The sequence below is a fragment of the Citrobacter sp. TBCS-14 genome (assembly GCF_005280805.1).
Taxonomy (GTDB): Bacteria; Pseudomonadota; Gammaproteobacteria; order Enterobacterales; family Enterobacteriaceae; genus Citrobacter; species Citrobacter gillenii.
Genome location: NZ_SZWM01000052.1, coordinates 1 through 262, shown reverse-complemented (window position 1 = coordinate 262; position 262 = coordinate 1). Strand labels below are relative to the sequence as shown.

The following is a 262-nucleotide window of genomic DNA, read 5'->3' as shown; positions in this document are numbered from 1 at the left end:
GGATGACTTTGCGCCTGGCTGACCAATGTGGTTTCGACCTCTTTACCAGTGGCATCTGCCGCATGCAGGATTCGTCGATGGCTATGGCCGCCTTCTCGGGTCAGATGATAGCTCTCTTCGCCATTGGGTTGAACCTGAGTATCAAATAAGACGCCTTGATCAATTAGCCACTGGACACACGAGCGGGCGTTACTGGCTACAAACTCAACGGCATGACGATCGCAAAGACCGGCCCCTGCAATCAGCGTGTCTTCAACGTGGG

Annotated in this window: 1 protein-coding gene; it reads right to left on the bottom strand. The window is 54.2% G+C overall.

What is annotated here, in order from left to right; translation table 11 throughout:
• On the bottom strand, positions 1-262 hold a 262-nt coding region (locus FDX22_RS00250; protein ID WP_146716555.1), incomplete at both ends, for an FAD-binding protein.